The organism is Agrobacterium sp. CCNWLW155 (genome assembly GCF_036888815.1).
In the GTDB taxonomy this organism is placed as follows: domain Bacteria; phylum Pseudomonadota; class Alphaproteobacteria; order Rhizobiales; family Rhizobiaceae; genus Agrobacterium; species Agrobacterium radiobacter.
On sequence record NZ_JBAKFW010000003.1, the window covers coordinates 200,281 to 222,240 of the forward strand.

The 21,960-nt window shown below is 60.6% G+C and carries 18 protein-coding genes; 16 read left to right on the forward strand and 2 right to left on the reverse strand.

Annotated elements, in window-relative coordinates:
- Positions 1-12: 12 nt before the first annotated feature.
- From V6S97_RS13485 to V6S97_RS13545, 13 genes are all read left to right on the forward strand, one after another.
- Positions 13-1,569 carry a hydantoinase/oxoprolinase N-terminal domain-containing protein gene (locus V6S97_RS13485; RefSeq protein WP_026330690.1) on the forward strand — a complete coding sequence of 519 codons (1,557 nt, stop codon included), beginning with the start codon at positions 13-15 and terminating at the stop codon, positions 1,567-1,569.
- Positions 1,562-2,695, forward strand: coding sequence for a DUF917 domain-containing protein (locus V6S97_RS13490; protein WP_013761623.1), 1,134 nt, complete (start codon positions 1,562-1,564; stop codon positions 2,693-2,695). The genes V6S97_RS13485 and V6S97_RS13490 overlap by 8 nt, the downstream gene beginning before the upstream one ends.
- Before the next feature lie 43 nt (positions 2,696-2,738).
- Positions 2,739-4,334 carry an ABC transporter substrate-binding protein gene (locus V6S97_RS13495; protein ID WP_334427055.1) on the forward strand — a complete coding sequence of 532 codons (1,596 nt, stop codon included), beginning with the start codon at positions 2,739-2,741 and terminating at the stop codon, positions 4,332-4,334.
- Positions 4,335-4,449: 115 nt separating this feature from the next.
- Positions 4,450-5,526, forward strand: a complete 1,077-nt coding sequence (locus V6S97_RS13500) for a DUF917 domain-containing protein (protein ID WP_112952793.1) — start codon at positions 4,450-4,452, stop codon at positions 5,524-5,526.
- Complete coding sequence (locus tag V6S97_RS13505; protein ID WP_334427058.1) at positions 5,523-7,061, forward strand: hydantoinase/oxoprolinase family protein; 1,539 nt, start codon at positions 5,523-5,525, stop codon at positions 7,059-7,061. The genes V6S97_RS13500 and V6S97_RS13505 overlap by 4 nt, the downstream gene beginning before the upstream one ends.
- A 45-nt stretch (positions 7,062-7,106) precedes the next feature.
- On the forward strand, positions 7,107-8,051 hold the full coding sequence (locus V6S97_RS13510) for an isoaspartyl peptidase/L-asparaginase family protein (RefSeq protein ID WP_334427059.1): 945 nt from the start codon (positions 7,107-7,109) through the stop codon (positions 8,049-8,051).
- A gap of 116 nt (positions 8,052-8,167) precedes the next feature.
- On the forward strand, positions 8,168-9,073 hold the full coding sequence (locus tag V6S97_RS13515) for a LysR family transcriptional regulator (RefSeq protein ID WP_003506755.1): 906 nt from the start codon (positions 8,168-8,170) through the stop codon (positions 9,071-9,073).
- A gap of 180 nt (positions 9,074-9,253) precedes the next feature.
- On the forward strand, positions 9,254-10,198 hold the full coding sequence (locus tag V6S97_RS13520; protein WP_060726914.1) for an ABC transporter permease: 945 nt from the start codon (positions 9,254-9,256) through the stop codon (positions 10,196-10,198).
- A complete protein-coding gene (locus V6S97_RS13525) occupies positions 10,195-11,013 on the forward strand; it encodes an ABC transporter permease (RefSeq protein ID WP_003511004.1) in 819 nt (272 codons plus the stop codon). The genes V6S97_RS13520 and V6S97_RS13525 overlap by 4 nt, the downstream gene beginning before the upstream one ends.
- Positions 11,010-12,644 (forward strand): ABC transporter ATP-binding protein, encoded by a 1,635-nt coding sequence (locus V6S97_RS13530; protein ID WP_112356259.1) that lies wholly within the window; start codon positions 11,010-11,012, stop codon positions 12,642-12,644. Before V6S97_RS13525 ends, V6S97_RS13530 begins: the two co-directional genes overlap by 4 nt.
- A 13-nt stretch (positions 12,645-12,657) precedes the next feature.
- Positions 12,658-13,494 (forward strand): serine hydrolase, encoded by an 837-nt coding sequence (locus V6S97_RS13535; protein WP_162691104.1) that lies wholly within the window; start codon positions 12,658-12,660, stop codon positions 13,492-13,494.
- A 36-nt stretch (positions 13,495-13,530) separates the two neighbouring features.
- A complete protein-coding gene (locus V6S97_RS13540; RefSeq protein WP_334427063.1) occupies positions 13,531-15,075 on the forward strand; it encodes an ABC transporter substrate-binding protein in 1,545 nt (514 codons plus the stop codon).
- Positions 15,076-15,201: 126 nt separating this feature from the next.
- Positions 15,202-16,644: a M20 family metallopeptidase gene (locus V6S97_RS13545; protein ID WP_334427064.1), complete on the forward strand. Its 1,443-nt coding sequence runs from the start codon at positions 15,202-15,204 to the stop codon at positions 16,642-16,644.
- Positions 16,645-16,843: 199 nt separating this feature from the next.
- Here the strand turns inward: V6S97_RS13545 and V6S97_RS13550 are convergent, their stop codons facing one another.
- On the reverse strand, positions 16,844-17,179 hold the full coding sequence (locus V6S97_RS13550) for a hypothetical protein (RefSeq protein WP_003506748.1): 336 nt from the start codon (positions 17,177-17,179) through the stop codon (positions 16,844-16,846).
- Here V6S97_RS13550 and V6S97_RS13555 point away from each other — a divergent pair.
- From V6S97_RS13555 to V6S97_RS13565, 3 genes are all read left to right on the forward strand, one after another.
- The gene (locus V6S97_RS13555) at positions 17,151-18,080 is read left to right on the forward strand and encodes a sugar ABC transporter substrate-binding protein (RefSeq protein WP_003506747.1); all 930 of its coding nucleotides are present in this window, start codon (positions 17,151-17,153) and stop codon (positions 18,078-18,080) included. The two genes, V6S97_RS13550 and V6S97_RS13555, sit on opposite strands and share 29 nt — an antisense overlap.
- Positions 18,081-18,319: 239 nt before the next feature.
- Positions 18,320-19,861, forward strand: a complete 1,542-nt coding sequence (locus V6S97_RS13560) for a sugar ABC transporter ATP-binding protein (RefSeq protein WP_334427065.1) — start codon at positions 18,320-18,322, stop codon at positions 19,859-19,861.
- 32 nt (positions 19,862-19,893) lie between these two features.
- Positions 19,894-20,925 carry an ABC transporter permease gene (locus V6S97_RS13565; protein ID WP_003510336.1) on the forward strand — a complete coding sequence of 344 codons (1,032 nt, stop codon included), beginning with the start codon at positions 19,894-19,896 and terminating at the stop codon, positions 20,923-20,925.
- An 80-nt stretch (positions 20,926-21,005) separates the two neighbouring features.
- Here V6S97_RS13565 and V6S97_RS13570 read toward each other — a convergent pair whose 3' ends face one another.
- On the reverse strand, positions 21,006-21,761 hold the full coding sequence (locus V6S97_RS13570; protein ID WP_060724803.1) for a gamma-glutamyl-gamma-aminobutyrate hydrolase family protein: 756 nt from the start codon (positions 21,759-21,761) through the stop codon (positions 21,006-21,008).
- Positions 21,762-21,960 lie beyond the last annotated feature (199 nt).

A 21,960-nucleotide genomic window follows, 5' to 3' on the forward strand; every position in this document is an offset into this window, starting at 1 on the left:
GAGGAGCCTGACGTGTATCGCGTTGGAATTGACGTCGGCGGCACAAATACCGATGCCGTTGTGTTACAGGAAAAGACTGTTCTGGCGGGGGTGAAAGCCTCCACCACCGAAGATGTGACGTCCGGTGTCATCGAAGCCCTTGAAAAGGTGATCGAGGCGTCGGGCATCGACAGGGCACACATCGGTGCCGTGATGATCGGCACCACGCATTTCACCAATGCGGTGATCGAGCGGCGGCATATGGACGAGGTCGCCGCCATCCGGATCGGCCTGCCGTCCGGCGCCGGCCTGCCGCCGATGGTCGACTGGCCGGATGACCTCCGGGAAATCGTTGGTAACCACGGTTATCAGGTCCGCGGCGGATATGAATTCGACGGTCGCGAAATCTCAGCCCTCGATGAGGACGAAATCGTCCGCATCGCCGCCGATATCCGCGCAAAGGGCCTGAAGGCCGCGGCCGTCACCTGCGTTTTCAGCGGCATCAATGATGCGATGGAAGTGCGGGCGAAGGATATCCTGCAGGAGCGCTGCCCCGGCCTGCCGGTGGTTATGTCCAAGGATATCGGACGGCATGGTCTGCTCGCCCGCGAAAGTGCTGCGATCATGAATGCCAGCCTTCTTTCGCTTGCGGACCGCACCGTTGCCGCTTTCGGCGAGGCGCTGAAGGCAGCGGGCATAACCTGCCCGTTCTACATCACCCAGAACGACGGCACGCTGATGGCGGCGGATGTGGTGCGCGGCTTCCCTGTGCTCACCTTCGCCTCAGGCCCGACGAATTCCATGCGCGGCGCTGCTTTCCTCACCGGCCTCAAGGATGCCGTGGTCGTGGATGTCGGCGGCACCACCTCCGATGTCGGCTCGCTGTCGCACGGCTTTCCGCGCCAAGCGTCCACGACGGTGGATATTGGTGGCGTGCGCACCAATTTCCGCATGCCGGATGTGTTCTCGATCGGTCTCGGTGGCGGCTCGCTGGTGGTCAATGGCGAACATGGCCTCACCGTTGGCCCGAAATCAGTCGGTTACCGCGTCCGCCGTGAGGCACTCTGCTTCGGCGGCACGACCCTGACTGCAACCGATATCGCTGTCGCCTCCGGCAAGGCGGACGTGGGCGAGAAGGCTCTGGTTTCCACTCTGGACAAGCGGCTGGTGGATGCCGCAGTCAAAAAGATCAACGACATGCTCGAGTCCTGTGTGGAGCGCAGCCGCATCTCGTCATCACCGGTGCCGGTGATCGCCGTTGGCGGCGGCTCCATTCTCATGCCTGACCGTATCGGTGATCTGGACGTCATCCGCCCCGAGAATTTCGCGGTGGCGAATGCCGTGGGTGCAGCGATCGCGCAGATCAGCGGCGAGACGGACCGCGTCTTCTCGCTGATCGAGGGGCGCACGCGTGAAAGCGCGCTTGCGGAGGCGGAGGCCGAGGCACGCGAAAAGGCGATTGCGGCTGGTGCAGTGGCCGAAACGCTGGAAGTCATCGAGCGCGAGGATATGCCGCTTGCCTATCTGCCCGGCAATGCCACCCGCATTCATGTGAAAGTCGTTGGAGAAATGGGAGCCAATCATGGCTGAGACGCGCAAGCTGAAATATGACGAAGCGGCATTGCGTACGCTGACGAGGGAAGATCTCGACGCGCTGGAAATCGGTGCGGGCATTCTCGGCACTGGCGGCGGCGGCAATCCCTATCTGGGCAAGCTGCTTGCACTCGAGGCCATGAAGGCCGGTTACGAGATGAAGATCCTTGCGACAGACGCCATCGAGCCGGACGCGCTTTGCATGTCCATCGGCGGCATTGGCGCCCCCGTTGTTGGCGTGGAGCGCATTCGCGAGGGTCGTGAGGGGCTGCGTTGCCTGCGCGCCATGGAAGAGCTGATCCGCACGCCGGTAGACGCCATCGTCTGCGAGGAAATCGGCGGCTCGAACTCCATGAACCCGCTGGTGACGGCGGCGCTTGGTGGCCTGCCGATCCTCGATTGCGACGGCATGGGCCGGGCTTTCCCAGAGATGCAGATGACGACCTTCTCCATCTACGGCCACAGTTCGACGCCATCGGTGATGTGCGACCTGCACGGCAATGCCGTGATCTTCAGCCACGCCGTTTCCGAAGTCTGGCACGAGCGCATGGCCCGCGCCTGCGTCGTTTCTCAGGGCGGCGGCGCAATGCTGGCGACCGCGCCGATGCAGGCCCACTACGTGCACCAGTATGGTATTCCGAAAACCTACACCAAGGCGATCGCGCTCGGCGAGGCGGTGATCCGTGCCCGCAAGCAGCAGGAAGACCCGATTGCGGCAGTCTGCGCGCTTGAAGGCGGACGGCGCATCTTCAACGGCAAGATCACCGATCTGAAACGCCATCTGCGCGGCGGTTTCGCCGTGGGCGATGTCGAGCTTTCCGGCTTCGACGATTGCTCGGGCCAGACGGCGAGCGTGGCGATCCAGAACGAATTCCTGCTGTTCCGCCGTGACGGCAAGGTGGAAGTGACCGTCCCTGATCTGATCGTCTTGCTCGATGTCGATACCGGTTACCCGATCACCACCGAAGTCCTGCGTTACGGCCAGCGCGTGGCCGTGGTCGCGATCCCCTGCCACGATCTGCTGCGCAGCGCCCGCGCGCTCGAAGTCGTTGGACCGGCGGCTTTCGGTTACCCGGACATTCCTTTCTCACCGCTGCCCGTCCCGGTCGGCAAGGCTGCCTAACCATAAGCGGGGCAAATGACCCGCAATAAAGAGGAGAACGACAATGAAAATGCCAGGACTTTCTTCCCGCCTTGCCGTGCTTGCGCTCGGCACGGCAATCGCGTTGCCGCTTGTTTCTTCCGCTGCTTTTGCGGAAGACAAGGTGTCGGTCGCGGTCAACACCATGCAGATATTCAGTTCGCTCGACCCGGCGAAAGTGACGGACTATACCGGCTACATGGCCATCGTGAACATGTATGACGGCCTGACCACGGTGAACGCCAAGGGCGAAATCGTGCCGCATCTGGCAAAGTCCTGGGATATTTCTGAAGACGGCCTGACCTATACCTTCCATCTGCGCGACGATGCGAAGTTCCAGGACGGCACGGCGGTAAAGGCTGCCGATCTCGTCTGGTCCGTGCAGCGCCTGCTTGGCATCAACAAGGGGCCGTCGAACCTCATCGTCGGCGTGCTGAAGCCCGAAAACGTCACCGCGCCTGACGATGCGACGCTCGTCATGAAGATCGAGCGTCAGTTTTCGCCCTTCATGGCAGCCACGCCGCTGATGATGGCGCTGAACAAGACGCTGATCGAAGCCAATGCCAAGCCCGAAGACAAGTGGGGCGAGGCCTATGTTGGCGAACATTCCGCCGGTTCCGGCCCCTACAAGCTCGTCAGCTACAACCGTTCTGCCGATATGGTCATTGCCCGCAATGCGGACTATTTCCTTGGCTGGACCAAGGGTAAGCCGATCGATGAAGTACGCTTCGTCCAGACGAGCGACGACGCCACCGTCAAGGCGCTTGCGGAAAAGGGCGAACTTGGCCTTTCCTCGCACGGGCTTGGCAACGACACCTACGAATCCATCGGCCGTATGAAAAACTACAAGCTGATCCAGACCCGCACCGCCGGCGGTTTCGTCATCAAGCTGAACACCAAGGTCTACCCGACCGACGACGTTCACGTTCGCCGCGCCATTGCCTACGCAACGGACTACAAGACGATCCAGGAAGTGATCTATCCCGGTTTCGACATGAAGGGACCGCTCTCCGACGCTTTCAAGGACGCGCATAACGGCGATATCCAGCCCGGCGTCTACGATCTGGAAAAGGCGAAGGAAGAGCTGGCGAAGTCGAAATATGCCGGCCAGAAGATCACGCTCGTCAACAGCTATGTCGCTTCGCTGGCCTTCGAGGCGGAAGTGGCGCTGCTTTTGCAGTCCAGCCTCGAGCAAATCGGTATTACGCTCGATATCAAGCCAGAGCCGTGGAACCGTATCGTTGAGCTTTCCTCCAAGCCTGAAACGACGCCTGCGTCGACGCAGGTGAATATCTCGCCGACCTATCCGTCTCCGGATGCGATGTTCTACAACCAGTATCACTCCAAGGCATCAGGCACATGGATGTCGATGGAATGGTTGCAGAGCGCGGAAATCGACGGGCTGATCGACAAGGTTCGTGCCACGACCGATGTCGGCGAGCAGAACGCCACCTACAAGGAACTCCAGACGAAGATCGCCGATCTTCAGCCGGATGTCTGGGCGGTTGCACCGAACCGCCGTTATGCGGCGAACAAGTGCCTTCAGGGTTACGAGTTCATTCCCATGCAGAGCTGGGACCTGAACTTCTCCAACTTCCATTGGGACTGCAAGGCGGAGTGATCTCCGCCGCATGAAAACCGGTCCCGCCTGAGGGCGGGGCCGATGAGACTTGGAACGATAAAGGGAAGGAGCATTGCTTGCGCCGGAACGGCTGCGGCATGCCCGAGGATGACGCATGATCCAGGAATTTTCAGAAGACGATATCGAACCTCTGGCCACCGGCGCCTGGATTTTGGGAACGGGCGGCGGAGGTAATCCCTATATCTCGACGCTCAATCTGCGCCGGCTTTATGCCGAAGGCAGACGGGTGAAGGTCATGGACCCGATGGCGCTCGCAGATGACGACATGGTTGCCGTTGTCTCCAAGATGGGCGCGCCGCTCGTTGGTCAGGAGCGGTTGGGAGACCCCGTTCATCTCGCCCGCGCGGTGGAGGTGATGGAGGATTATCTCGGCAAGCCGTTCCGGGCGATCATGAGCGTTGAAATCGGCGGTTCGAACGCGCTGTCTTCTTTCCTCGCTGCCGCCATGCTCGACCGGCCCGTCGTCAATGCGGATGCGATGGGACGCGCCTATCCCGAAGCGCAGATGACGTCCTTCGCTATCGGCAATCTGCCGATGTTTCCGCTGTCGCTGGTTGATGTACGCGACAATGAGGTGATCGTGACGCGCGCCGCCTCGTGGAAGTGGATGGAGCGCATCTCGCGCAAGGTCTGCACCGAAGTCGGCTCCACCGCCGCCACCTGCAAGGCGCCGCGCACCGGCAAGGAAGTGAAGGAATGGGGCATTCATTACACCGTCACCAAGGCGACCGAACTTGGGCGCGCGGTGATGGAGGCGCGTGCGCGCCATGATGACCCGGTTCAGGCGGTTCTCAACCACGAGGGTGGAAAGCAGCTCTTCCGCGGCAAGGTGGTGGATGTGGCCCGCGAGACCACCGGTGGCTTCCTGCGCGGTAGCACCACTATTGAAGGCATCGACGCTGACAGGGGCTCGCGCCTCGAACTCGCCTTCCAGAATGAATGGGCGGTCGCCTTCCGCGATGGCCAGCCGGTTGCCATGACGCCGGACCTGCTTTGCCTTCTCGACACTGTTTCGGGCGGCGCCATCGGCACGGAATCGGTGCGGTATGGCCAGCGTGTCACGGTTGTCGCCCTGCCAGCGCCGGAACTCTTGACGACGCCTGCCGGCATCGCCGCCGTCGGCCCGCGTGCCTTCGGTTATGACATTGACTTTAAATCGGTATTCCCATGAAACGCATCGGTATTGACGTTGGCGGCACTAATACGGATGCCGTTCTCATAGATGGCGACACGATTGTCGCCTCCATCAAGGTTCCGACCACGCAGGATGTCCTTTCCGGCGTAAAGGCGGCGCTTGCCCATGTGGCGGGTCATGTCGGCGCGGCGGATCGCCCGATCGACGCGGTGATGATCGGCACGACCCATTTCACCAATGCGGTTGTGGAGCGCGCCCGGTTGGAGCGGGTTGCCGCCATCCGCATCGCGCTACCAACAGGTTCTTCGTTGCCGCCCATGTGCGACTGGCCGAAAGACCTCCACGAGGCCGTCGATCCGCTGATCTTCATGGTCCACGGCGGTCATGAATATGACGGCAGCCCGCTGGTGCCGATGATCCCGGATGAAATCCGTGAAGCGGCGATGAAAATCCGCGATGCGGGCATCACCTCCATCGCCATTTCCGCAACCTTCTCGCCGCTGACCACGGAGTGCGAGGTGAGGGCGGCGGAGATCGTCCGTTCGGTGATCCCCGATGCGCGCATCACGCTCTCCCACACGCTCGGACGTATCGGGCTCCTGGAGCGCGAGAACGTCGCACTTCTGAATGCCGCCCTTCAGACATTGGGCAAGACCACGGTACAGGCATTTTCCGATGCGCTACGGGAGGCTGGCGTGAAAGCGCCGTTCTATCTGACCCAGAACGATGGCACCGTGGCGCTGGCGGATGTGGCCGCCGCAAACCCCGTGCACAGCTTCGCTTCCGGCCCGACCAATTCGATGCGTGGTGCCGCCTTCCTCACCGGGCTTTCCGATGCCATGGTGGTGGATGTTGGCGGCACTACCTCCGATATCGGTTGCCTTGTCGGCGGTTTTCCGCGTGAGGCGAACAACATTGTCCATATTGGCGGGGTCCGCACCCTGTTCCGCATGCCCGATCTTCTACCGATCGCACTTGGCGGCGGGACGATTGTCGACCCGCAGACAGGCAAGATCGGCCCGCGCTCGGTGGGGTATCGCATCCTGACCGAAGCCCGCGTTTTCGGCGGCGAGACACTAACGACATCGGATATCGCCGTTGCCGCAGGCCTGATCGAGATGGGCGACAGGGACCGTGTGAAAGACCTCGATCCGGCATTCGTGCAGGCGACACTTCAACGCATTCGCGACATGGTGGCCGACAGTTTCGACCAGATGAAGACTTCTGCGGAAGACGTGCCGCTGGTCGCGGTCGGCGGTGGGGCGTTCCTGATACCTGAACGGGTTCCGGGCGCTTCCGAGGTGTTGCGTGTGGAAAATGCAGGGGTTGCCAATGCGCTCGGTGCGGCAATGGCGCAGGTTTCCGGCGAGGTGGATCAGGTCTTTTCCGGGTTGAGCCGCGACGAGGCGCTTGCGAAAGCCGAGACCGAAGCGCAGAACGCGGCGGTTGCTTCGGGAGCGGAGCACGCGAGCCTCAAGACGCTTGAGGTGGAGGATATTCCCATCGCCTATCTGCCCGGCGGCGCGCGGCGGGTACGGGTGCGTGTTATCGGCGATATCGCCTTTCATTGATGGCAAGAGGCCCTGCCGGCGGCGGGGCGACAGTGGAGTGAGGACATGACGAAGATCGCATTGGCCATTCACGGTGGTTGCGGGGTGATGCCGGAAGACAGCATGACGCCGGAGGAATGGGAGGCGGCTCGCCACGATCTGGCGGCGGCACTGCGCGCGGGTTATGGCGTGCTGAAGGCTGGCGGCACTGCGCTGGAAGCGGTTGAGGCGGCGGTCGTCGTCATGGAGGACAGCCCGCATTTCAACGCAGGTCATGGGGCGGCGCTCAACGAGAATGGCATCCACGAACTCGACGCCTCGATCATGGACGGCAAGACGCTGGCGGCGGGCGCGATCAGCGCCTCCCGCGCCATCCGAAACCCGGTAAAGGCGGCTCGCGCGCTGATGGTGGATGAACGGGCGGTCTATCTCACCGGCGAAGCGGCAGACCGGTTCGCGCAGGAGAAGGGGCTTGCAACGGAGCCTCAATCCTATTTCACCACGCAAAAACGTGTCGAGGCGCTGGCGGCCATGAAAGTCCATGCCGCCGCCGGTACGGAAGCGACGGAAAACGAAAAGCACGGAACCGTCGGCGCGGTGGCGCTCGATGCGGCGGGGCATCTTGCAGCCGCGACCTCCACCGGCGGCTACACCAACAAGCCTGACGGCCGGGTGGGTGACAGCCCGGTGATCGGGGCCGGCACCTATGCCCGTAACGGTGCCTGCGCCGTTTCCGGCACCGGCAAGGGCGAGTTTTTCATCCGTTACGTTGTCGGCCACGAGATCGCGTCCCGTGTCGCCTATCTCGGGCAGGATCTGGAAACCGCCGCCGGCAACCTCGTCCACAAGGATCTGGCGCCCTACGATATCGGTGCGGGTCTGGTTGCCATCGATGCCGAAGGTGGCATCGCCGCGCCCTATAATACGCCCGGCATGTTCCGGGGCTGGGTGACCCCATCAGGAGAGGCCCACGTTGCCACCCACGACAGGGTCTATGAGGTGGAATTGTAACCGGCGACCGAGCGGACCGCATGACAATGCTAAAAAAACCGGTGACATGAAGGCTTATCGGCGGCAAAAGGTCTGAACCGAAACCGGCTCGTCTTTTCATCCATGGTGCTGGCCTCATGAATATCAAGCAGCTCGAAGTCCTGCGCACGCTTCTGTCCACCGGCTCGACCATCGCCACGGCCAAGGCCATGGGGCTCAGCCAGTCCGGTATCAGCCGGCTTCTGGCGCAGCTCGAGGCGGACCTGTCGCTGACGCTGTTTGCCCGCGACAAGGGGCGGCTGATCCCGACACCGGAGGCGGTGCTTCTTGCGCGGGATGCGGAGAATGTGCTGCTTGCGGTCGATCGCATGTCTGGCCACGCCGAGGATCTGCGCAATGGTGCGGCTGGCCCGGAAATCGTCCGCATCGGCCTGCCAAGCAGCATGTGGGAAAATTTCGCGCCCGCCATGCTGATCGATTATGTCAGGGATTTTCCCGGCGTCCGTATCGAGACCTTTTTCGAAACGACGACCGCCATCAACAAGCTCGTTGGCGAGCGGGTGATCGATCTTGGTTTCCTGCGGATGGAGGGCGAGATTGGCCCGGGCATCGATGTCGAGCGTGTCGCGACCGGCAAAAGCGTCTGCGTGGTCCGTGAGGATCATCCGCTGGCCAAGCTTGACGAAATCACAGTCAAGGACCTGCGCAATGTTCCACTCATTCTGATCGGCCGCCAGCGGCCGAACCGCATGGCGCTCGATCAGGTTTTCAAAAAGGCCGGCGTCAAGCCGATGGTGAAGATCGAGACCCACACCAACAGTTCCGCCTGCGCCTATGTGGCGCACGGGTTGGGAGTAACGATCATCAGCAGTTTTTATGCTAACCTCTACCGGCACCTTCCCGTTGTTGCCCGACCATTCGTTCCCCAGGCGACGCAGGAGTTCGGTCTTGCCCGCGCTTCCGGCGCACCTTTGTCCATCGCCGCGCAGGCGCTGAGTGATGCCTTGAAGCGGGAAATCCAGCTGTCGCAAAAAATCGACTGAAAACGGGATTTTGGACGGAAAATCTCATTGTCCTCATCAGAATCAAACGCGCCGCCATTCTGCATAGACATATGACGTTTACGCATAATATTGCGCCTTATTTATCAATCCGTCATAGTTACCAGCAACGAAACCGATAGAGGCGGGATACCATTCCCCGCCATCAATCGTGGGGAACCGATGATAAGATTCATACTGAGCCGTCTTTTGATGGCGCTGCCGACGATCGCATTCGTGTCGATCACGGTCTTTGCGCTCATCCGCTTTATTCCAGGTGATCCGGCTGCCCTGATGCTGGGCGACATGGCGCAACCGGAACAGATCGAAGCGATGAGGACCGAACTCGGCCTCGACAAGTCCATGCCGCAACAGTTCCTCATCTGGGCCGGCAATGTGGTGCAGGGCGATTTTGGCCGCTCCATCGTCAATGACGAGCCGGTGCTGCCGCTGGTCGTGTCGCGCTTCCTCGTCAGCGCCGAGATCGTCGTGGTCGCCGTGCTGCTCGCCAGCCTGATTGCGGTTCCGGCGGGCGTGATCGCCGCCTGGAAGCAGAACAGCCTGACCGATCTTGCCCTTGTTGGAACGGCAACCCTGCTGCTGTCCATCCCGACATTCTGGCTGGGCCTTCTGCTTCTTCTGTTTTTCGGCCTCAAGCTCGGCTGGCTGCCGGTGCTGGGATATGTGTCGATCGGCGACAATCTGGTCGGCGGCATGCTTTATCTGGTCCTGCCTGTCATGACGCTGGTGATCCATGAAATGGGTGTTCTGATCCGCATGGCGCGTGCCTCGACGCTGGAAGTGCTGCGGCTGGATTACATCACCCATGCTCGCGCCAAGGGGCTTTCGGAAAGTGCGGTTCTCTGGCGGCACGCGTTCAAGAACGCCTTCGGCCCGACCTGGACCATGATCGGCCTCATTCTCGGCAATCTTCTTGGCGGCATCGCCGTCATCGAGACGGTGTTCACCATTCCCGGCCTCGGACGGCTGATGGTCGACAGTATTTTTGCCCGCGACTATCCGGTCATACAGGGCTGCCTGTTGTTCGTCTCGCTGTCCTATGTGCTGGTCAACCTGTTCGTCGACCTTCTTTATCCCCTCTTCGATCCGCGTGTGGTTGCCGAATGAAAAAGTTCACACTCAACGGGCTTATCGGCGGCGTTCTCATCGGCCTCCTGCTCATCACCGCCATTACCGGTCTGTTCTGGACGCCCTATGATCCGATGAAGCTCGGTTTCGCCTCGCGGCTGGCCGCGCCCGGTCCAAGCCATCTTCTCGGCACCGACGAATTCGGGCGCGACGTTTTGAGCCGGCTGATGGTCGGCGCGCGCGCCAGTGTCTGGATCGGTTTCCTGACGGTCAGCTTCGCGACGATCTGCGGCACGCTGATCGGTCTCGTCAGCGGTTATGCACGCGGCTGGGTGGATGGCGTTATCATGGCGATCAACAATGCGCTTCTGGCCTTTCCGGGCATTCTACTGGCGCTTGGCCTTCTCGCGGTTTTTGGCGCCAACCAGTACGGCATCATCTTCGCACTCGGCATCGCCTACACGCCATCCATGGCCCGCGTGGTGCGCGGTGCCGTGCTTTCTCTGCGTGAGCGGGAATTCATCGAGGCGTCGCTGGTCATGGGCAATGGCGAGATCTACACCATGTTCCGCCACATCCTGCCCAATTGCATCGCGCCGATCACGGTTCTGGCCACCTCCATGTTCGGCTGGGCCATCCTCTCGGAAAGCGCGCTGTCCTTCCTCGGTCTCGGCGTGCCGCCGCCGGCCCCCACCTGGGGCAACATGCTGGCCGCCGGCCGGCCCTTCATCCAGCAGGCCGTGTGGCTCGGGCTTTTCCCCGGTCTCTGCATCGCGCTGACGCTGCTTGGCATCAATCTTCTGGGCGACGCCCTTCGCGACAGGCTTGACCCGCGCATGAGAGGTCTCAAATGACTGATAGTACGCTTCTCACCGTTCGCGGCCTTTCGCTGGAGGTCGCCAGAACCGGCCACCCAGTCGTCAAGGATGTCTCATTCGATATTGCCGCGGGCGAAATCTTCGGCATCGTCGGCGAAAGCGGCTCGGGAAAGACGCTCGCAACCCGCGCGCTTATCTCGCTTTTGCCGCCGGCCATCGCCGTCACCGGCGGGTCGATCATCTACAAGGGGCAGGATGTCATGTCCTTGCCGGTGAAGGAGCTTCGGCGTCTCCGCGGCGCGGAGATCGGCGTGGTTTTTCAGGAGCCGATGACCTCCCTCAACCCATCGATGACGATTGGCCGGCAGCTGGAGGAGGGGCTGATCCTTCACACGAAGTTGTCGCCCGAAGAGCGTCGCGAGAAAATTCTCGACATGCTGCGACGGGTGGGCATCCGCGACCCCGAAGGTGCGCTGGCGGCCTATCCGCACGAGTTTTCCGGCGGCATGCGCCAGCGCATCATGCTGGCCTCGGTCATGCTGTTGAAACCCGCTTTGCTGATCGCCGATGAACCGACGACGGCGCTTGATGCGGTCATCCAGCGCGATGTCATGGAACTGATGGTCGAGCTGACGCGGGCGGAAGGCACTGCCGTTCTCCTCATCAGCCACGACCTGCCCATGGTGGCGCGTTATACCAGCCGCATCGTGGTGATGGAAAAAGGCGCGATCGTCGAGCAGGGCCGCACCGAGGACCTGCTGGATGCGCCGCAGCACCCCTATACGAAAAAGCTGCTTTCCTCCCTGCCATTTCGTGGCGAGCCGCGCAACATCGACACCTCCAAGGCGCCGATGGTTTCGGCTCGCGATATCGTCGTCGATTATGCCGGTCGCAAGTCGCTGCTCAAGAAAGCCAAATCGAAGCGGGCGCTGCATGGCGTCAGCATCGATATTCACGAAGGCGAGGTCGTGGCGCTGGTCGGTGGCTCCGGTTCTGGCAAGACCACGCTTGGCCGCACCATCGCCGGTCTCGTCAAGGAAAGCGAAGGGCAAATCCGCTTTCAGGGCCGGGAGCGCAACGAGGACTGGAAAGACTACCGTCTGAATTGCCAGATGGTGTTTCAAGATCCCTATTCCTCTCTCGATCCGCGCATGACCATTCAGGCGCTCGTGGAGGAGGCTCTGCGCCTCGTGCCCGGTCTCGATCAGGCCGCCAAGCGCAAGCGGGCACTGGAAACGCTGGAGGAGGTGGGGCTGGGAACGGACTACGCCACCCGTTACCCGCACGAGCTTTCCGGCGGCCAGCGCCAGCGTGTGGCGATTGCACGCGCCATTGCCCGCCGTCCGCGTTTCCTGATCGCTGACGAACCTGTCTCCGCGCTCGACGTGACGGTGAGGGCGCAGGTGCTCGATCTCTTTTCCGATCTGCAGAAACGTTACGGTTTTTCCTGCCTGTTCATCAGCCACGATCTCGGTGTGGTCGAGCAGGTGGCCGACCGTGTCGTCGTCATGCAGGACGGCCGCATCATCGAAGAGGGCGACCGCGACACGATTTTCGACAGTCCGAGAGAAGCCTATACGCGCCGGCTGCTCTCGGCCATTCCCGCCCTCGACCAGAATGAAAAGGGCGGTGTGACACTCAAATGGCGTCTGGAAGATGAAGTTTAACAGGAACATGACAATGACTGTGGCTGCCCAACTGAATGCTATCTGCGATGCACAGCCTTTCGTGACGCGCTTCATGGTGCGCAATCTCCTGACCGGCGAAGAGATCGGGCGGGGAGAAAACGAGGAAACGCCATCGGGCAGCACCCGCAAGACGTCGATCATGATGGCCGTGCTCAAGGCCGCCAGCGAAGGGCGGATCGATCTCGACCAGCCCGTCACCTATGAAAAGAGGCTGGCGGAAGAAGTGGCGAGCGGCATGTTCCGCTATCTGACGCCGGGCATTGTCATTTCCCTGCGCGATGCGCTCGCCGGCATGATGGTGCTGAGCGACAATGTCTGCACCAAGATGGTGCTGGAGAGGCTGACGCTGGAAGAGGTGGATGGTTATTGCAAATCACTCGGCATGGCCAATACCCATCATCGTTTCCTCATTCCGCCGCTGGCGCTGGCGGCAGACCATCCGCTGAAAACCGTCACCACCACCTCGGCGGCGGACCAGGTTCTGCTGCTTCAGACCATTCTCGATGCCCAGTCTTCGCCAGAGGCGCAGGCAAAGCTCGGCTGCAGCCCGCAATTGTGTGATTGGGCGATGCAGACGCTGAAGAACCAGATATTGCGCTATGGAATTCGCTCCCGCCTGCCTTTCGAGGCCGTGGTGGCGAGCAAGAGCGGCCGCGGCAAACGTGGGCGCATGGATGCCGGCATCGTCTACAGAAATGGCGCGCCAGCCTTCATCATCACCGCCTATACGGATGACGTGCCGCAAACCATGCCTGACGGCACGCCGGGCTATACCATCGCGCTCGAAACGATCGGCCGGCTGGCGCAGGCCTGCTGGGGTGGCTTTTAATCACTCACAATCAACGACAACAATGAGGGTAGAACAGTGAAAAAACTTCTTCTTGCAGGCGTTGCCTTGCTCGTGACCGCCAATATCGCCGCAGCACGCGATATCACCATCGCGCAAAGCTCGGATCTGCGCAGCAACAATCCGGGCGTGAACCGCGACGGCAATACGGACGGGGTTATCCTGCACATCGTCGAGGGCCTCGTCGGTTACAACAATGCCGGCGAGGTGAAGCCGCTTCTTGCCGAAAGCGTCGAGGTTGCGTCTGACGGCCTGACTTATTCGTTCAAGCTGCGCAAGGATGTGAAATTCCACAATGGCAAGCCTCTCACCGCGGAGGATGTCGTCTGGAACTGGATACGTTATCTGAAACCGGAGACCAAGTGGACCTGCCTCAACGATTTCGCGGAAGGCGGAGCCGCACACGTCACCGGCGTCAAGGCCACGGATGCATCCACGGTCGAGATCACGCTTGAAAAGCCGTCAGGCGTTTTCCTTGGCCTCATGTCGCGACCGGAATGCGGTTATACCGGCATGATCTCGCCGGAATCGGTTGCTGCCGATGGCAGCTTCGTCAAGCCGATCGGGACCGGGCCGTTCCAGTGGGACGAGTGGAAGAAAGGCGAATATATCCGCCTTGCCAAATTTGCCGATTATGTTTCGCCGGCAAATGACGGCAAGCCGGATGGTATGGTCGGCTCCAAGCGGCCGCTGGCCGACGGCATCAAGTTCATGGTTATTCCAGATGCTTCGACGGTGAAGGCGGGTCTTGAATCCGGCGTGCTCGATACGGCCGAGATTTCTCCCGATCTCATTCCGGAGTTCAAGACCAACGAAAAGATGCAGCTCATCGTCGCCCGCAACAACGGCAAGAACCTGTTCTATATCCAGACCCGTGACAAGGTGCTGAGCAATCCCGGTGTGCGCCGCGCCATGGCGATGGCGCTCGATCTCGACGAACTGGTCGCGGCTGCATCGAACGGTACGGGTGAAGCCAACGGTTCGATGGTCTCGCAGGATTCGGTCTATTACGACGAGGCCCAGAAGAAGCGTCCGGCCTATGACATCGAAGCGGCCAAGAAGGAGCTGGCCGCCGCCGGTTACAAGGGCGAGCCGATCTCCATCATCGCCAACAAGCGCGGCAACGTGCCGAGCTTCCCGGCTGCCGTCATGGCGCAGGCCATGATGCAGCAGGCGGGTCTCAACGTGCAGATCGAGGTGCTGGATTATGCGACGCAGGTGGATCGCCGCCGTTCCGGCAATTATCAGGTGATCTCGCAGTCGGTCGCCCCGCGTCTCGACCCGGCGCTGATGTATGCCTTCTATGTCGGCAACAAGGACAAGAACGCCTCCCTGATGTGGGATGATCCGAAGGCGATCGAACTGATGAAGGCGGCCTATGTCGAGGCTGACCAGACGAAGCGCCAGAAGATTTTCGACGAATTTCACGAACTGATGCTGAAGGAAATGCCGGGCATCTTCCTTTACGACATGGTCGATGTCTGGGGCGCGACGAAAAAGCTGAAGGGCCAGCCGGTCTGGCAGTCGAACGCCCGTCTCTGGGAAGTCTCGGTCGACAACTGATCTACTATGACCGCGCCGGAGGCGGACTCCGGCGCGGTCTTTCCATCATAGAGCGTAAGGATTTGGCGGAGTTTCCGCCGAAGCGCTTGCGCGTGCCCGCAAAGGGCGGAAATGCGAGGACAAGCCATGAACCGTGATGCCGTGATGTCGATTGCCGCCGAAGTCGAGGCGATGAAGCCCGATTTCACCACCCTGAGCGACAGTATCTGGGATTTTGCCGAGCTGAAATTCGAAGAACAGCAATCTGCCGGCGTTCTGGCTGCAGCGCTTGAGGAAAATGGCTTTGCGGTTCGCCGCGGCGTGGCAGGCATGGAAACGGCCTTCATCGGCGAATTCGGCAGCGGCAAGCCGGTCATCGCCTTCCTCGGCGAATTCGATGCGCTGGCCGGCATGAGTCAGTTGGCCGATGTGGCGCAGGTGCAGCCGCGCGAGGCAGGCGCCACCGGCCATGGCTGCGGCCACAACCTGCTTGGCGTCGGCTCATTGATGGCCGCTATTGCTCTCGCCCGGCATCTGAATGCCAATCATCTTCCCGGCACAGTGCGTTATTACGGTTGCCCCGGCGAAGAAGGTGGTTCCGGCAAGACCTTCATGGTGCGCGCCGGCCTGTTCGATGATGTCGACGCGGCGCTGACCTGGCATCCGGCACCGTTCAACGGCGTACGCTCAACCAATAATCTTGCCGTGCTGGAATATTTCTACCGTTTCAAGGGTGTTGCAGCCCACGCCTCCAACGCCGCCCATCTCGGGCGTTCGGCGCTCGATGCCGTCGAACTCATGAATGTCGGTGTCAACTTCCTGCGCGAACATATGCCGCAGGATTGCCGGGTGCATTATGCGATCACCGATACCGGCGGCAAGGCGGCGAATGTGGTGCAGGCGAAGGCCGAAGTACTTTACCTGATCCGCGCCCCGGAAATGCGCCAGGCGCTCGATCTTGCCGCACGGGTGGACAAGGTGGCGCGCGGCGCGGCGATGATGACCGAAACGGAAGTGGAGATCGTCTTCGATACCGCTTCCACCAATCTCCTGCCCAACATCACGCTGGAAACGGCGATGCATGAAAACATGGTGGCGCTTGGCCCTATCGCCTTCGATGAGGCGGATATCTCTTTCGCCAAACGCATTCAGGATACTTTCACCGACGAGGCGATCAAAAGCAGCATCCGGCTCTACCAGATAAAGGGCGATGTTTTTTCCAACCGGAAGATCGATGGTTCGACGCCCCTGCATCTCGGCCTGCGGGATTTCGAGGGCCAGTCGCATTTCCGGGCGGGTTCTACCGATGTCGGTGACGTCAGCTGGGTGACGCCAACGGCGCAGTGCTGGACGCCGGCCTGGGCGATCGGCACCAATCCGCATACCTGGCAGGTGGTGGCGCAGGGCAAAAGCCCTGCCGCACACAAGGCCATGGCGCATGCCGCCAAGGCAATGGCGTCGACAGGCCTTGCGCTGATGACCTCGCCGGAACTGCTCGCGAACGCCAGGAAGGAGTGGCAGGAAAAGACCGAAGGCAGCAACTATGTCTGCCCGATTCCCGCCGATGTCATGCCTGGCTCCCACCCGTAAGGCACTACGCACTTCCATTTGCCGCCGTCCGTCTGCCGCCAGATTTCCACAGGCGGCATGGTGAATCGCATGAACGTTCCAAGGTGAAGAAATCCGATGCGCCGCCGGCCTTCTGAAAAGAGGGCCGGCGGATTGCGGTTTGGAATAAATCTTCCATCTCAGCCGAGTTAATCCCAATTCCGAACCGCAAGCCGTAATTTCAACGGCTTATGGTTCCTCGCCCAAAGACCGGGAATGGGGCGAACAGAGCTTTGGCACCTTCATCGGCAATCCGGTCTGGAACGTGCGTGCTCTTGAATGTCCAATCATCACAGTCTTGTGCGCCGCTCCACAGCAGGGCTGCGAAGAAAGCATTGACGTTCGAACCAAAAATGGAATAAATATATCGAACAGACAGAAAATCGGTTTCATTATTCCGTTTTCTGGATGTGAGGAGGTTGCGGCGGGCTTTCGGGTTCGCCTCCGGCTGGGAGAGGCGGCGCCGGACGCCATGGAGGAGAAAAACAATGAGGAAATTTATCATCGGCGCAGCCATGTCTGTGCTTCTCGGCACAGCGGCACATGCGGAGACAGTCGGTGTCTCGATGGCGCTGTTCGACGACAACTTCCTGACCGTGCTGCGCAACGGCATGCAGGATTATTCCAAGGAACTGAAGGGCGTCACCCTGCAGGTCGAGGACGCGCAGAACGACGTCGCCAAGCAGCAGAGCCAGATCCAGAACTTCATCGCATCCAAGGTCGATGCGATCATCGTCAACCCGGTTGACACGGATGCGACGGCGGCCATGTCGAAGCTTGCCGCCGATGCCAAAATTCCGCTCGTTTACGTCAACCGCCAGCCGGTGAACGTCGACAGCCTGCCTGATGGCCAGGCCTTCGTCGCTTCCGACGAGACGGTTGCCGGTACGCTTGAGGCCAAAGAGGTTTGCCGCCTTCTCGGTGGCAAGGGTAATGCGGTCATCATGATGGGCGAGCTTTCCAACCAGGCTGCGCGCATGCGCACACAGTCTGCGAAGGATGTTTTGAAGACCGACGAGTGCAAGGGCATTTCCGTGGTTGAAGAGCAGACCGCGAACTGGCAGCGCACGCAGGGTTCCGACCTCGTGACCAACTGGCTCTCCAGCGGCATCGAGTTCAACGCCGTCATCGCCAACAACGATGAAATGGCGATTGGTGCTCTCCAGGCGCTGAAGGCCGCGGGCAAGGACATGAAAGACTATGTCGTCGCCGGCGTTGACGCCACGCAGGATGCTCTCGCGGCCATGCAGGCGGGCGATCTCGACGTCACGGTCTTCCAGGATGCGGCAGGGCAGGGCAAGGGTGCTCTCGATGCCGCGCTGAAACTCGTCAAGGGCGACAAGGTCGAGAAGAAGGTCTACATTCCTTTCCAGCTCGTCACGCCTGAAAACGTCAAGGACTACGTGGCCAAGAACTAACGGCCCCTTCCGGCATCTGCGCCTGTTTCAGGTGATCCCGGATGCAGATGCCGGTTCCCGACAGCACTGGGGAGCAAGCTTCGGTGTGTGAGCGGATTGCGATTGGATTTCAGTGAATTCAAAGTGTTACAGCGCCCTTGTGTCGTGATCGGCACGGCGCTGTAAGCCTCCCCGGAGGCAAGGTGCGCCCTCTGGCAAAACCCTATCTCCGGTCATTTTTGTCTATTGTGGAGGGTGAGATGGTCGTCAGTCCATCGACAATGGCCGCCGTGCGCGCCAGCGGAGCCGTGCCGAATGCGGAGTTTCTTCTCGCAGCGGATGGCGTACGCAAGGAATTTCCCGGCGTCGTGGCGCTCGATGATGTGCAGTTCCACCTCAAGCGCGGCACCGTGCATGCGCTGATGGGCGAGAATGGCGCCGGCAAATCGACGCTGATGAAGATTCTCGCCGGCATCTACCAGCCGGACAAAGGCGAAATCCGCCTGAAAGGCGCGCCGATCCGTCTCGATTCCCCGCTCGATGCGCTGGAGAACGGCATCGCCATGATCCATCAGGAACTGAACCTGATGGCTTACATGACGGTTGCGGAAAACATCTGGATCCGCCGCGAGCCGAAAAACCGGCTGGGCTTCATTGATCACGGCGAAATGTATCGCCGCACCCAGACCCTGCTTGAGAGGCTGGGTATTGATCTCGATCCGGAAACCCGTGTTGGTGAGCTTTCGGTGGCAAGCCGTCAGATGGTCGAGATCGCCAAGGCGGTTTCCTACGATTCTGACGTTCTCATCATGGACGAGCCGACATCTGCGCTGACGGAGCGCGAGGTCGAGCATCTCTTCCGCATCATTCGTGATCTCAGGGAGCGCGGCATCGGCATCGTCTACATCACCCATAAGATGAACGAGCTGTTCGAGATCGCCGACGAGTTCTCGGTTTTCCGCGACGGCAAATATATCGGCACTCACGCTTCCACCGATGTGACGCGTGATGACATCATCCGCATGATGGTGGGCCGGGAAATCACCCAGATGTTCCCCAAGGAAGAGGTTCCGATCGGCGACGTCGTTCTGTCGGTCAAGAACCTGAACCTTGATGGCGTGTTCCATGACGTCTCCTTTGATGTCCGCGCCGGTGAAATTCTCGGCGTTGCAGGTCTTGTCGGCTCGGGCCGCTCCAATGTGGCGGAAACCGTGTTCGGTGTGACGCCCGCTTCCTCAGGGACGATAACGATCAACGGCAAGCCGGTTTCGATCGACAGCCCGACGAAGGCTATCAGTCACCGCATGGCGTTTCTGACGGAGGACCGCAAGGATACGGGGTGCCTGCTGATCCTCAATATTCTTGAGAACATGCAGATCGCCGTCCTGCAGGACAAATATGTCGCCAATGGTTTCGTGCAGGAAAACGCGCTTTCGGAAGCCTGCGAGGAGATGTGCCGCAAGCTCCGGGTTAAGACGCCGCATCTTTACGAACGTATGGAAAACCTGTCCGGCGGCAACCAGCAAAAGGTTCTGATCGGTCGTTGGATGCTGACCAAACCGCGCATTCTCATTCTGGATGAGCCGACGCGCGGCATCGATGTCGGGGCGAAGGCCGAAATTCACAAGCTGGTTTGCGAGATGGCGCGCCAGGGCGTCGCCGTCATCATGATTTCCTCCGAAATGCCGGAGGTTCTGGGTATGAGCGACCGTGTCATGGTCATGCATGAAGGTCGGGTGACGGGCTTCCTTGATAGAAGTGAAGCCACGCAGGTGAAAGTGATGGATCTCGCATCGCGGTGAGGCGCGCCGGGATTTCTCGAGGAGGAACGATTATGAATACGAACGCCGCCGCCAACACGGAGTTGGATGCAAAATCCGGACGCAAGCCGCACCGGCGCATCCCGCCCGAGGCCAATATATTTTTCGTGCTGATCGGCATTGCGCTGGTTTATGAAATTCTCGGCTGGATTTTCATCGGCCAGAGCTTCCTCATGAACCAGCAGCGCCTGACGATCATGATCCTGCAGGTTTCTGTCATCGGCATCATCGCGGTTGGCGTGACCCAGGTCATCATCACCGGCGGTATCGATCTCTCCTCCGGCTCCGTCGTAGGCCTGACGGCGATGTTGTCCGCCAGCGTGGCGCAATCCTCCACATGGCCGCGAGCTCTCTATCCGGGGCTGACCGATCTGCCTTTCTTCATACCGCTCGCGGTCGGCATATTGGCCGGTACCCTGGCGGGTTTCATCAACGGACAGCTCATCGCGCGTACCAAAATTCCGCCCTTCATCGCAACACTCGGCATGATGGTGACGGCGCGCGGTCTTTCCAAATGGTATACGAAGGGCCAGCCGATCTCGGGGCTCACCGACGGTTTCAACTTCATCGGCACGGGTATCTGGCCGGTCGTGGTTTTCCTCGTCGTCGCCGTCATTTTCCATGTGGCGCTGCGTTATACGCGCTACGGCAAGTTCACCTATGCCATCGGCGCCAACCAGCAGGCGGCCCGCGTTTCCGGTATCAATATCGAGGCGCATCTGATCAAGGTCTATGCGATTGCCGGCATGCTGGCCGGTCTCGCCGGCGTCGTTACCGCTGCCCGCGCGCAGACGGCGCAGGCCGGCATGGGCGTGATGTATGAACTTGATGCCATCGCCGCGGCCGTTATCGGCGGCACGTCGCTCGCCGGCGGTGCCGGGCGCATCACCGGAACGGTGATCGGCACCATCATTCTCGGTGTCATGACGTCGGGCTTCACCTTCCTCAGGGTGGATGCCTATTACCAGGAAATCGTCAAAGGCCTCATCATCGTGGCCGCGGTCGTTGCTGACGTCTACCGGCAGAAGAAACGCGCAAAGCGCTAAATCCTCCTCCCAGACTTGGGGCAGGCCTTCAGGCTTGCCCCTTTTTTGTGTTCTTGTGGGCCGAGGGGATCAGCGGCGGTTCAGACCTTGCTGTTTCGATAGTCGTGGACGGCCTTGCCGAAGGCCTCGAACAATGCCCGTGAGGGTGCGTCTGTCTCGGCCCAATATTCCGGATGCCACTGCACACCAACGGCGAAGCCCTTGGCGTCGATGACGGAAACGGCCTCGATCGTGCCGTCCGCCGCCGTTGCTTCCACCTGCAGGCGTGGTGCGGTCTCGGCAATCGCCTGCCGGTGCAGCGAATTGATCTGGATTTCGCCTGATATGCCAAGATGCTGCGCAATGCAGGAGCCTTCGCGCACATGTACCGGCTGGCGGATGGCGAAGGCCACGTCGCGGTCGTCATGTTCCGGCTTGCGGTGGTCCCATATGCCGGGCTGCTCCTGAATTTCCGAAGCAAGCGTACCGCCCAGTGCGACGTTCAGTTCCTGAATGCCGCGGCAGATGGCCAGCATCGGAATACCGCGCTCGATGGCGCGGCGGATGAGCGGCAGGCTGGTGGCGTCGCGAGCCTGATCGAACGGGCCGTCGCTCTCCTGCGCTTCTTTTCCGTAAAGGGAAGGGTGCACATTGGTGGCGGAGCCGGACACGAGCAGGCCGTCCACCCGGTCGAGAATGGCGTCAACCTCGTTTCCGTCCTCGAAGGCCGGGATGATGAAGGACATGACACCAGCCACTTTCAATGCGGCGGAAACATACTGGTTCTGCGCGGCGTGCCAGTCGGCCCCGGTGAAATGCCTTATGTCGGCGGGTACGGCGATAATTGGTTTTGGCATGGTGGCTCCGGGACGAATCTTCGAAATTTGTGCGACTGCCGGCTGGCCAAGTCAAGCACGCGTTTTGCGTTCTGACGATCCTGTATGCGCCTAAAGTATAAGGCGGTGCCGGGATATTTCAGTTGCAAATAAAATGCGAAGCAGAGTTTCGGAAAATTCCCGGAAAGGCCGGTTTTTCCGTGATTAATTCTTGGCGCGG

What these genes read in the sequence shown, in the direction of transcription:
- V6S97_RS13490 (WP_013761623.1), top strand. Translation starts at nt 1,562, where the DNA reads ATGGCTGAGACGCGCAAGCTGAAATATGACGAAGCGGCATTGCGTACG.
- V6S97_RS13495 (WP_334427055.1), top strand. Translation starts at nt 2,739, where the DNA reads ATGAAAATGCCAGGACTTTCTTCCCGCCTTGCCGTGCTTGCGCTCGGC.
- V6S97_RS13500 (WP_112952793.1), top strand. Translation starts at nt 4,450, where the DNA reads ATGATCCAGGAATTTTCAGAAGACGATATCGAACCTCTGGCCACCGGC.
- V6S97_RS13505 (WP_334427058.1), top strand. Translation starts at nt 5,523, where the DNA reads ATGAAACGCATCGGTATTGACGTTGGCGGCACTAATACGGATGCCGTT.
- V6S97_RS13510 (WP_334427059.1), top strand. Translation starts at nt 7,107, where the DNA reads ATGACGAAGATCGCATTGGCCATTCACGGTGGTTGCGGGGTGATGCCG.
- V6S97_RS13515 (WP_003506755.1), top strand. Translation starts at nt 8,168, where the DNA reads ATGAATATCAAGCAGCTCGAAGTCCTGCGCACGCTTCTGTCCACCGGC.
- V6S97_RS13520 (WP_060726914.1), top strand. Translation starts at nt 9,254, where the DNA reads ATGATAAGATTCATACTGAGCCGTCTTTTGATGGCGCTGCCGACGATC.
- V6S97_RS13525 (WP_003511004.1), top strand. Translation starts at nt 10,195, where the DNA reads ATGAAAAAGTTCACACTCAACGGGCTTATCGGCGGCGTTCTCATCGGC.
- V6S97_RS13530 (WP_112356259.1), top strand. Translation starts at nt 11,010, where the DNA reads ATGACTGATAGTACGCTTCTCACCGTTCGCGGCCTTTCGCTGGAGGTC.
- V6S97_RS13535 (WP_162691104.1), top strand. Translation starts at nt 12,658, where the DNA reads ATGACTGTGGCTGCCCAACTGAATGCTATCTGCGATGCACAGCCTTTC.
- V6S97_RS13545 (WP_334427064.1), top strand. Translation starts at nt 15,202, where the DNA reads ATGAACCGTGATGCCGTGATGTCGATTGCCGCCGAAGTCGAGGCGATG.
- V6S97_RS13555 (WP_003506747.1), top strand. Translation starts at nt 17,151, where the DNA reads ATGAGGAAATTTATCATCGGCGCAGCCATGTCTGTGCTTCTCGGCACA.
- V6S97_RS13550 (WP_003506748.1), bottom strand. Translation starts at nt 17,179, where the DNA reads ATGGCTGCGCCGATGATAAATTTCCTCATTGTTTTTCTCCTCCATGGC.
- V6S97_RS13560 (WP_334427065.1), top strand. Translation starts at nt 18,320, where the DNA reads ATGGTCGTCAGTCCATCGACAATGGCCGCCGTGCGCGCCAGCGGAGCC.
- V6S97_RS13565 (WP_003510336.1), top strand. Translation starts at nt 19,894, where the DNA reads ATGAATACGAACGCCGCCGCCAACACGGAGTTGGATGCAAAATCCGGA.
- V6S97_RS13570 (WP_060724803.1), bottom strand. Translation starts at nt 21,761, where the DNA reads ATGCCAAAACCAATTATCGCCGTACCCGCCGACATAAGGCATTTCACC.